The following is a 10,297-nucleotide window of genomic DNA, read 5'->3' on the forward strand; positions in this document are numbered from 1 at the left end:
CGAGCTGGGCGCCGAGCGCATCGGGCACGGCATCTCCGCCGCCCAGGACCCACAGCTGCTGGCGTACCTGGCCGAACGGCAGATCGGCATGGAGGTCTGCCCGACGTCCAACGTCCGTACCCGGGCGGTGGCCACCCTCGACGAGCACCCGCTGCCCCAACTGGTCGAGGCCGGGCTGCTGGTCACCATCAACTCCGACGACCCGCCGATGTTCGGCACCACCCTCAACGACGAGTACGCGGTGGCGGCCCGGCTGCTCGGGATCGGCGCCGAGGGCCTGGCCGGGCTGGCCCGCAACGCGGTCACCGCGTCCTTCCTCGACCCCGCCGGTAAGCAGCGGATCCTCGCCGAGATCGACGCGTACCTCGTCACCGCCGGCTGACCCGGTCGCCACTCGGTGGCCGGCCGGGCCGGCCACCGAGGGGCCCCCGCCGGGCCCGCGGCTCCACCGGCAGTGGGTGCGTGCTGCGCTCGGCCGGTGGAACTGGTGGGTTCGTGCTGTGATCCTGTCAGCCCGCGACCGACGTGAGGCCGTCGTTAACCGCGATCTAAGGAAGACTTGCACCGGCGCACAGCCCGGGTGCCGCCCGGGTCAGTCGTCGGTGGGGCGCTGGCGGGGCCACCGGCGTCCGCTGGCCTTCGTGTCCCGCGCGTCGCGGGCCATCCGGCCGACCAGACCGAAGCGGCTGACCTGCCGGGGTGTCGCCTCCGGGTCGCCGAGCAGCATAACGACGCTGGCCCCGCCCAGCCGGGCGCGGTCGATGCTCACCGAGCCGTTGGCCTGCAACGCCACCCGCTTGGCGATGTCCAGGCCGAGCCCGGTCGAGCCCTGGTCACTGGCGCCCCGGCGCAGTGCCCGGTCCGGGTTGGCGATGCCGGGGCCGGCGTCGTCGATCCGGATCGCCACGTAACCGTCGCGCCGGGACACCGCCACCTCGAACGCGGTGCCCTGCGGCGTGTAACGGAAGACGTTGCCGATCACCGCGTCCAGCGCCGCGGCCAGCTCGGCGCGCGGCACCGGCGCCGGGATGCGCAGCTGCGCGCCGGTGACCCGGTGTGGCCGGTTCTGGTCACCGGCCAACGCCGCCCAGAACACCATCCGGTCCCGGACCACCTCGCTGACGTCGCACATCGCCGGCCCGGCCTCGTGCGCCACCGCCTTGCGGGTCGTCTTGATCAATACGTCGATCTCACCCTCCAGGGTGACGATCGCCTGCCGGATCCGCCGGATCCCGCGCAGCCGGTCCAACTCGGCCTGGCTGAACGAACCCACGCTGGTGTCGTCGGACTCCAACGCCTCCGCGTCCAACCGCAGCACCGTCAACGGGGTACGCAGCCGGTGCGACAGGTCGGCCACCAGCTCCCGCTCGTCGGTGCGGGCGGCGTCCAGCCGGTCCGCCATCCGGTTGAAGGCGTACCCGGCCTCGGCCAGCTCGCGCGGACCGGTCGGCTCGACGCGGACGCCGAGGTCGCCGTCGCCGATGGAGAGTGCCGCCTTGACCAGGCCGCGGGTCGAGTCCACCGCGCGGGCGGCGACCCGGTCGACCACCAGCACCGCCGCGCCGACCATCGCCGCACCGACGGCGAACAGCAGCAGCCAGGTGCCACCGGCGCCCTCGCCCAGCGCGGACTCCGGAAGGAACACCTCGACCACTGCCGTCCGGTCACCGAGGACCACCGGGTCGAGCCGGGCCACCCCGCCGTCGACGTCGACGACCACCGACTGGCGCTCGGAGCGGGCCCGCTCCAGGTCACCGCCGCTGGCCCGGCCGGCGGACTCGTCCAGCCCCAGCCCGTGCACCACGGGTCGGGTGGGTGCGCCCTCGGCGCTGGCCACGACGGCACGCTCGACGACCACCGGGTCGGTGCTCACCGCCAGCGCGCCGGTCACCAGCGCGCTGCGCCGGGCCGCGTCGGCGATCGCCTCGTCCCGACTCTGCTCCCGCAGACTGAGCCCGAGCGGGATCAGGAACGCGAGCGCCACCAGGCTGCACATGCCGGCGGTGAGCACCGCCAGCGCCGTCCTCAGTCCGGTGCCACCAGCCGGAATCCGACCCCCCGCACGGTGCGCAGGTAGCGCGGCTTCGCCGCGGACTCGCCCATCTTTCTGCGGAGCCAGTACAGGTGAACGTCGATGGTCTGATCCTCGCCGACCGATGGCTGCCGCCATACCTCCTCCAAGAGTTCCCGGCGGGACACTACCCGCCCAGGTCGTGCGGCGAGATACGCCAACAGGTCGAATTCCTTACGGGTCAGCGCCAGCGGCTCCCCGTCGAGCTGGGCGCTGCGCTCGCCCACGTCCACCCGCAGCCCGCCGACGCTGTGCACCGCCGGCTGCACGGACCGACTGGCCCGGCCGGCCCGGCGCAGCACCGTGGTGATCCGCGCGTCCAGGTGCGCCCCGGTGAACGGCTTGACCATGTAGTCGTCGGCGCCGGCGCGCAGCAGCTTCACCACCGACTGCTCGTCGTCACGGGCGGTGGCGATGATGATCGGAATGTCGGTGATGCCGCGCAGCATCCGCAGCGCGTCCGAGCCGTCCAGGTCGGGCAGGCCGAGGTCGAGCACCACCAGGTCGGGTGTCTCCGCGGCGACCCGACGCAGCGCGTCCAACGCCGTACCCACGGCGTGCACGGCATGCCCCCGGTCGGTGAGGGACCGCAGCATCGCGCCGCGTACGACGTGATCGTCTTCGACCAGGAGCACGGAGGCCACGACAAGACCGTACTTGGCCTGGCAAGTTGATCGCGTTGCGACGTGCCTGGCGACCGGGCAAGCTGGTACGACGATGTCGTTCACCCTGTTCGCCGATGCCCGCCTGGCCCTCGCCCGGGACAGCCTCGCCGGTCTCTCCACCGGCGACGCCCTCGGCGCGCAGTACTTCCTGCCGGGGTCGGCGCCGGTGGATGTCGCCGCCGAGGCCCTGCCGCCGGCGCCCTGGGAATGGACCGACGACACCGAGATGGCCTGCTCGGTCCTCGCCCAGTTGGCCGACTCCGGCGGCATCGACCGGGACCGGCTGGCGCTCTCCTTCGCCGAACGGTGCACCCCGCGCCGAGGCTACGGTGCTGGCGCGATGCTGATCCTGGAGCTGATCCGCACCGGCACCCCGTGGCCGCTCGCCGCCGCCTCGGCCTTCGACGGGCAGGGCTCCTGCGGCAACGGTGCGGCGATGCGGGTCGGCCCGCTCGGCGCGTACTTCGCCGATTCGACCGCCCGCGCCGCGGCGCAGGCCCGCGCCGGTGCGGAGGTGACGCACGCCCACCCGGAGGGGATCGCCGGCGCGGTCGCCGTCGCCGTGGCCGCCGCGCTGGCCGCCCGGGCCCGCCTCGACGGGCACCGGCCGGCCCCGGAGCGGCTGCTCGCCGGGATCGGTGCCGTGCTCGACCCGGGCACCGCCGTGCATCGGGGCGTACACCGGGCGGCCGAGCTGCTCGGCCGGCCGCTGTCCCGGGTGGTGGCGGCGCTCGGCAACGGCTCCCGGGTGACCGCCCAGGACACCGTCGGGTTCACCCTCTGGGTGGCCGCCACCCACCTCGACGACTATCCGGCGGCCATCGAGACGTGCATCCGGGCCGGTGGGGACATGGACACCACGGCCGCCATCGCGGGGTCGGTGGTGGCGGCGTACACCGGCGTCGGCACCCCGGGCGGGGTGCCGGAGTCGTGGCTGGCCGCCCGCGAGCCATTACCCACCTGGCTCCCCTGACCCGAGGCCGCCTTGCCCGCGCGGGCCGCCCTGCAGCTGCTCTGACGACGCGGGCTGCCCTGCGCACCGGGGCTGCCTTGCCCGCGCGGGCCGCTCTGACGACGTGGGCTGCCTGCCCACCGGGGCTGCCCTGACGAGGCGGTGCCCCCTGCTCACCGGGGCTGCGTGCCCGCGCGGGCTGCCCTGCGCAAGATCAACTCGGCTTCCTGTATATCGGGGTGTCCGCGTGGCCCGGTTGCCGCGGTTTTCGGAAAGCCGAGTGGATCACCGCCAAATCGGGCTGTCCGGGCGGTCGGGACGCCGCGGTTTCCGGGAACCCGAGTGGATCACCGCGATGCCGCGGAGACGGCGGGCTGCGGGTCGGCGGGCTGGGGGTCGGCGGGCTGCGGGTTGGTCCGCGTCGGGTCGGCGGGCTCTGCGGGCTCGGCTGCGTTACCGATTGTCTCGGCGGGCGTCGTGGCGTCGCTCGCGCTGCCACGTGTCGCGGTGGGTTCGGCGCTGCCACGTGTCGCGGTGGGTTCTGCGCTGCCATGTGTCGCGGTGGGTTCGGCGCTGCCGCGCGTCGCGGTGGGTTCTGCGCTGCCACGTGTCGCGGTGGGTTCTGCGCTGCCACGTGTCGCGGTGGGCTCCGCGCGGCCGGTTATCTCGGCCAGGGTCGCGGCCTCGTCGCGCTTCGTGCCCTGGTCCGGGTCGCCGGTCACCTCGGCGAGCGCGGTGGCCTCGTCCGGGCCGCGTCGGCGCCACCGGCTGACCAGCCAGCCGATCGCCGCGCCGCCGCCCAAGCCGGCCAGCAGGCCGGCGGCCAGCATCCCGTCGGCGTTGCCGGACTCCTCGCCGGCACCACCCGCGCGGGTGGCCGGGCCGCCGTCGACGCCGCCGCCCGGGTTGCCGTCGGCACCGTTGCCCCCAGCGGCTGGCGCGCCGGCCGGCGGCGCGCCGAGAACGCCACCGTGAGCGGCCGGTCCGGCGGCGCCCGGGGCCGCCGGGAGCAGGGTGAGCGCCGGGGCCCGCTGCGCGCCTGCGGCGTCCGCCCAACGGACCACGGTCCCGTCGGCGTACGTCTGGACGACCTCGAAGGTGAGCCGCTCGGCCTGCGGCATCGGCCCCATGGAGAGCGCCAACCGGGCCGGGCCGGCGTCGCCCGCACCGACCCGGACCCAGGTCACCGCCGTCGTCACAGTGCTCACCCCGGAGGAGTGGATACCGGCCAGCGGCTTGTCCAGGGTGCGGGAGCTGATCCGGGGCGCCCAGCCGTCCACCGACATGGGGTAGACCTCGGCGACCGGCGCGTCGGCCGGCAGTCGGACCTCGATCTGCTTGGTGGTGGTGCCGGCCCGCTCCGCCGGGACGGTGAACTCCAGCCGTACCGCGTCGCCCTGCCGGGCCTCGGTCGGGGTGATCGTCACGTCCGCCGCGTACGCCGTGCCAGGCCAGAGCAGCAGCCCGGCGGCGGTCACCGCGGTCGCCGCCACGATCCGCCGCCGACGGCCGTCGCCGTGCGTGCTCCCCATCTCGTGCCCCCATCCGTGTCGACGCGGCCGGCACCGGTTCCGGCCACACCTTCTAGTTCGGCTGCGAGGCGCGAAAGGTTCAACGGCGGCGGTAAGGAAGGTGCCGTTCCCGGTCGGGGACACGGCGACCGATAGCATCGGCAGGAGCCGAGGATCGGCACCGTTTCGTACCGCTTGGAGGAGTCACCGTGTCCGCACCCCGTACCCCCGCCGTGGCCGACCCCGTCGTCGTCGCCGCCGGGACCACGGCGGCCGACGCGGTGGCCGCGGCCGGACTGCCCGCGAACGGCCCCAAGGCGATCGTCGTGGTCCGCGACCCGCAGGGCCAGTTGCGCGACCTGGACTGGTCGCCGGCCGAGGAGACCGTCGTCGAGCCGGTCAGCCTGGACTCGCCGGACGGGCTCAACGTGCTGCGCCACTCCACCGCGCACGTGCTCGCCCAGGCCGTGCAGGACGTCTTCCCCGAGGCGAAGCTGGGCATCGGCCCGCCCATCGAGAACGGCTTCTACTACGACTTCGACGTCGACAAGCCGTTCCAGCCCGATGACCTCAGCAAGCTCGAGAAGCGCATGCAGGAGATCATCAAGTCCGGGCAGCGGTTCCGTCGCCGCCGCTTCGGCAGCCTGGACGAGGCCCGCTCCGAGTTGGCCGACGAGCCGTTCAAGCTGGAGTTGATCGAGGTCAAGGGCGAGGGCCTCGACACCGACGAGGTGATGGAGGTGGGCGGCGGCGAGCTGACCATCTACGACAACCTCGACGCCAAGGAGGACAAGGTCTGCTGGTCGGACCTGTGTCGTGGCCCGCACCTGCCGACCACCCGGCTGATCGGCGCGTTCAAGCTGATGCGCTCCGCCGCCGCGTACTGGCGGGGGTCGGAGAAAAACCCCCAACTGCAGCGGGTGTACGGCACCGCGTGGCCGACCCGCGACGAGCTCAAGGCGTACCTGAAGCTGTTGGAGGAGGCCGCCCGGCGCGACCACCGCAAGCTCGGCGCGGACCTCGACCTGTTCAGCTTCCCCGACGAGATCGGTTCCGGCCTGGCGGTTTTCCACCCCAAGGGCGGCATCATCCGCCGGGAGATGGAGAACTACTCCCGGCAGCGGCACGAGGCCGCCGGGTACGAGTTCGTCAACACCCCGCACATCACCAAGGCGCAGCTGTTCCAGACCTCCGGTCACCTGCCGTACTACGCGGACACCATGTTCCCGCCCATGCAGCTCGAGGGCGCGGACTACTACCTCAAGGCGATGAACTGCCCGATGCACAACCTGATCTTCAGGTCGCGCGGGCGGTCGTACCGTGAGCTGCCGCTGCGGATGTTCGAGTTCGGCACCGTCTACCGGTACGAGAAGTCCGGCGTGGTGCACGGCCTGACCCGGGTCCGGGGCCTGACCCAGGACGACTCGCACATCTACTGCACCCGCGAGCAGATGGCCGGTGAGCTGTCCACTCTGCTCAGCTTCGTGTTGGACCTGCTGCGGGACTACGGGCTGGACGACTTCTACCTGGAGTTGTCGACCCGCGACGACTCGCCCAAGTTCATCGGCGCCGACGAGGACTGGGCGGAGGCCACCGAGGCGCTGCGGACGGCCGCCGAGACCTCCGGCCTGGACCTGGTGCCGGACCCGGGTGGCGCGGCGTTCTACGGCCCGAAGATCTCCGTGCAGGCGCGCGACGCGATCGGCCGGACCTGGCAGATGTCCACCATCCAGGTCGACTTCAACCAGCCGGAGCGGTTCGGGCTGGAGTACCAGGCCGCCGACGGCAGCCGGCAGCGGCCCGTGATGATCCACCGGGCGCTGTTCGGGTCGATCGAGCGGTTCTTCGGGGTGCTCACCGAGCACTACGCGGGTGCCTTCCCGGCCTGGCTGGCGCCGGTGCAGGTGGTCGGCATCCCGATCCGCGAGGACCACACGGACTACCTGCACGGCTTCGTCGCCGCGCTGCGCGCGGAGGGCATCCGGGCCCAGGTTGACGCGGGTGACGACCGGATGCAGAAGAAGATCCGGACGGCCCAGCAGCAGAAGGTCCCGTTCATGGTGATCGCTGGCGACGACGACGTGGCCGCCGGCACGGTCTCCTTCCGCTACCGCGACGGCTCGCAGCGCAACGGGGTGCCGATCGCCGAGGCGGTGACCCACGTGCTGGACGTGGTCAGCTCGCGGACCAACATCGGCCCCTCCGCCGCCGCGGAGTAGCGCAACCGCCGCGCGGCCGGTGTGCCGCCGGTGTGCGCCGCGCCTGCCCGCTCGCCGCGCTCGTGGTGCCCGCTCGCGGGTGCTGGCTCGTCGCATGATCGTGCTCGATCCAGGAAGTAGTGGCCACACCGGTGCGGGAGGCAACTACTTCACTGTTCGAGCGCGATCATGGGATGGCGGCCGGGGCCGGCGAGCATGGGCCCGGAGGTCGGGGGCCGCCGATCATGGGTCGAGGGCCGGGGGCCGCCGTGCGAGGCCGGGGGCGGTTTCGGGTGTCAGATACCGCAGTTCGGCGCCGACCAGCCGCCGACCGCCGCCACGTGGGTGTGGTCGTTGTGGTCCGGGTAGCCGGGGCCGAGGATCTGCCCGAAGCCGTGGTAGCGGGCCTGCTGGGCCAGTCGGCAGAACGACGGGGACCCGACCAGGTCCACCCCGTCGCCGTACAGGTGTCGGCTGTTCGACGCGCCACCGACCGCGCTGTTGCAGGCGTAGCTGCGGAAGCTGCTGCTGATCGCGATGGACACGTCGCCGAGGGCGTGCCGCATGGCCTGGAGTTTCCACATCGACACGAGCGCGTTGAACCGGGCGGTGCTCGCCGACACCGCGCCGCCGGACCAGTCGCTGTTGCACTTGTTCAGCTCGGCGTAGCTGAAGTTGGCCGGGGTGCAGTCGTCGTCCTGGAGGGCGTAGAGCCGGTTGAAGGTCTGTGGGCCGGCGATCCCGTCCGCGGGCAGCCCGTACGCCTGCTGGAAGCGGATCACCGCCGATCGGGTGGCTGGGCCGTACGCGCCGACCAGGGTGAGCACCGCGCCGTAGCCGGGGTAGCCGGCGACCCGGATCTGGAGTTGCCGGACGTCCTCGCCGGACGCACCCTGGGCCAGGGTGCGGCCCCAGGTGTAGCAGCCGTCCGCCTGGGCCGCGCCGGCGGTGAGGGTGACGCCGACCACTGTGGTGGTGGCGGTCAGCGCAAGTGCCGCGAGGAACCTGCCGAGCCGTCGGAACATGAAGCCCTCCATCAATGCATGGAAGTATCTGAATGCATGGAAGTTTCATGCCTTGCCGTTGATCCGTCAAGAACTTGCAATGCCCGGTTTCCCGACGGCGGTGTCGCGGCGTGTCCACCGGGCTCCGTAGGATCGGCTCGTGACAGGGGCGGAACGGCACACGGACACCGACGGCATGGCGGACGGCCTGGAACGGCTCTGGACGCCGCACCGGATGACCTACATCTCCGGCGAGGACCGCCCGGCCGAGGGCTACGAGAAGCCCACCGGCTGTCCGTTCTGCCGAGGGCCGCAACTCCCCCCGGAGCAGAGCCTGGTGGTGGCCCGTGGCGAGCACGTGTTCGTGGTGCTCAACCTCTACCCGTACAACCCGGGCCACCTGCTGGTCTGCCCCTACCGGCACGTCGCCGACTACACCGACCTGGACGTGCCGGAGACCGCCGAGCTGGCCTCGTACACCCAGACCGCCATGCGGGTGATCCGCAAGGTCAGCAACGCCCACGGCTTCAACCTGGGTATGAACCAGGGCGGGGTGGCCGGCGCCGGCATCGCCGCGCACCTGCACCAGCACGTGGTGCCGCGCTGGGGTGGCGACGCGAACTTCATGCCGGTGATCGGCCGCACCAAGGTGCTGCCGCAGCTGCTCGGCGACACCCGCCACCTGCTCGCCCGCGCCTGGCCGTCCTGACCGTCGCCGGCCGCGTCGGGTTGGCTCGGTGGCGTCCGTGGCGGGTTGGCTCGGTGGCGTCCGCGTCGGCCCAACTGGTCGGCGCGCAGCAGCGAGGTCAGCTCCGGCCAGCCCGTCGCGTGCGGGCGATCATGCCGCACGGTGACCGTCTCCCTGCGCCCGCGTGTCCGCCCGCCGGATCTGCTACGCCCCGACCCGGCGAAGGTGGCACGATCGGCCGATGGCAGTCACGACACGGATGTTGGGGCGCAGCGGCATCGAGGTCAGCGCCCTCGGCATGGGGTGCTGGGCGATCGGCGGACCCTGGGCGGAGGGCAGTCAGCCGTTGGGCTGGGGCGCGGTCGACGACGACGAGTCGGTGCGGGCCGTTCGTCGGGCACTCGACCTCGGCGTCACCCTGTTCGACACCGCCGACGCGTACGGGGCCGGGCACGGCGAACGGGTGCTCGGCCGGGCACTCGCCGGCCGCCGCGACGAGGCCGTGATCGCCACCAAGTGGGGTTACACGTTCGACGAGGCGAGTCGGCAGGCCACCGGTGAGGACGCGTCGCCCGCGTACCTGCGCGGCGCGGTGACCGCCTCGCTGCGCCGGTTGGGCACCGACCGGATCGACCTGTATCAGCTGCACCTGGCCGACCTGTCGGTGCCGAGGGCGCAGGCGCTGATCGGGACCTGCGAGGACCTGGTGGCCGAGGGCCTGATCCGGGCGTACGGGTGGAGCACCGACCGCCCCGACCGGGCCGCCGCGTTCGGGCAGGCCGCCGCCGGTGCCACCGCTGTGCAGCACGCCCTGTCGGTGCTGCGTGACGCCCCCGAGTTGCTGGCCGTGTGCGACAAGTACGACCTGGCCAGCATCAACCAGGGGCCGCTCGGGATGGGGCTGCTCACCGGCAAGTACACGGCTTCGTCGACGCTGCCCCGCGACGACGTGCGAGGGTTGGCGCCGGGCTGGTTGGGGTGGTTCCGGGGTGGCCGGCCGGCGCCCGAGTGGCTGCGCCGGGTCGGCGCGGTCCGCGCCGCGCTCACCGCTGACGGGCGCACCCTCGCCCAGGGTGCGCTGGGGTGGATCTGGGCGCGCAGCGGTCGCACCATCCCGATCCCGGGCTGCCGTACTGTCGCCCAGGTCGAGGAGAACGCCGCCGCCCTGCACCGGGGCCCGCTGCCGGGCGACCAGTTCGCCGAGGTGG

Annotated in this window: 9 protein-coding genes; 5 read left to right on the forward strand and 4 right to left on the reverse strand. The window is 73.1% G+C overall.

Going from position 1 to position 10,297, the window contains the following annotated elements; translation table 11 throughout:
* The coding region (locus KBX53_RS11005; RefSeq protein ID WP_369010001.1) for an adenosine deaminase at positions 1-382 on the forward strand (382 nt) is incomplete at its 5' end.
* 210 nt (positions 383-592) lie between these two features.
* On the opposite strand, the gene KBX53_RS11010 is transcribed toward KBX53_RS11005, so the two are convergent.
* Entirely contained in the window at positions 593-1,996 is a 1,404-nt protein-coding gene (locus KBX53_RS11010) for a HAMP domain-containing sensor histidine kinase (RefSeq protein ID WP_210858976.1), read from the reverse strand.
* Between the two features lie 29 nt (positions 1,997-2,025).
* Positions 2,026-2,715 (reverse strand): response regulator transcription factor, encoded by a 690-nt coding sequence (locus KBX53_RS11015; RefSeq protein WP_030338220.1) that lies wholly within the window; start codon positions 2,713-2,715, stop codon positions 2,026-2,028.
* 73 nt (positions 2,716-2,788) lie between these two features.
* On the opposite strand from KBX53_RS11015, the gene KBX53_RS11020 reads away from it, so the two are divergent.
* Positions 2,789-3,709 carry an ADP-ribosylglycohydrolase family protein gene (locus KBX53_RS11020; protein WP_210858969.1) on the forward strand — a complete coding sequence of 307 codons (921 nt, stop codon included), beginning with the start codon at positions 2,789-2,791 and terminating at the stop codon, positions 3,707-3,709.
* A gap of 326 nt (positions 3,710-4,035) precedes the next feature.
* Here the strand turns inward: KBX53_RS11020 and KBX53_RS11025 are convergent, their stop codons facing one another.
* Positions 4,036-5,220, reverse strand: coding sequence for a DUF1775 domain-containing protein (locus KBX53_RS11025; RefSeq protein ID WP_210858970.1), 1,185 nt, complete (start codon positions 5,218-5,220; stop codon positions 4,036-4,038).
* A gap of 188 nt (positions 5,221-5,408) precedes the next feature.
* Here KBX53_RS11025 and thrS point away from each other — a divergent pair, with 188 nt between their 5' ends.
* Positions 5,409-7,418 carry a threonine--tRNA ligase gene (thrS, locus tag KBX53_RS11030; protein ID WP_210858971.1) on the forward strand — a complete coding sequence of 670 codons (2,010 nt, stop codon included), beginning with the start codon at positions 5,409-5,411 and terminating at the stop codon, positions 7,416-7,418.
* 275 nt (positions 7,419-7,693) lie between these two features.
* Here thrS and KBX53_RS11035 read toward each other — a convergent pair whose 3' ends face one another.
* Positions 7,694-8,422: a D-Ala-D-Ala carboxypeptidase family metallohydrolase gene (locus KBX53_RS11035; protein WP_210858972.1), complete on the reverse strand. Its 729-nt coding sequence runs from the start codon at positions 8,420-8,422 to the stop codon at positions 7,694-7,696.
* A gap of 175 nt (positions 8,423-8,597) precedes the next feature.
* Here KBX53_RS11035 and KBX53_RS11040 point away from each other — a divergent pair, with 175 nt between their 5' ends.
* Together KBX53_RS11040 and KBX53_RS11045 are read left to right on the forward strand one after the other, a co-directional pair.
* A complete protein-coding gene (locus KBX53_RS11040; protein ID WP_210858979.1) occupies positions 8,598-9,110 on the forward strand; it encodes an HIT domain-containing protein in 513 nt (170 codons plus the stop codon).
* Positions 9,111-9,330: 220 nt separating this feature from the next.
* Positions 9,331-10,297: aldo/keto reductase (locus KBX53_RS11045; RefSeq protein ID WP_210858974.1), on the forward strand; the 967-nt coding region annotated here is incomplete at its 3' end.

The organism is Micromonospora sp. M51 (genome assembly GCF_018070305.1).
Taxonomy (GTDB): Bacteria; Actinomycetota; Actinomycetes; order Mycobacteriales; family Micromonosporaceae; genus Micromonospora; species Micromonospora parva.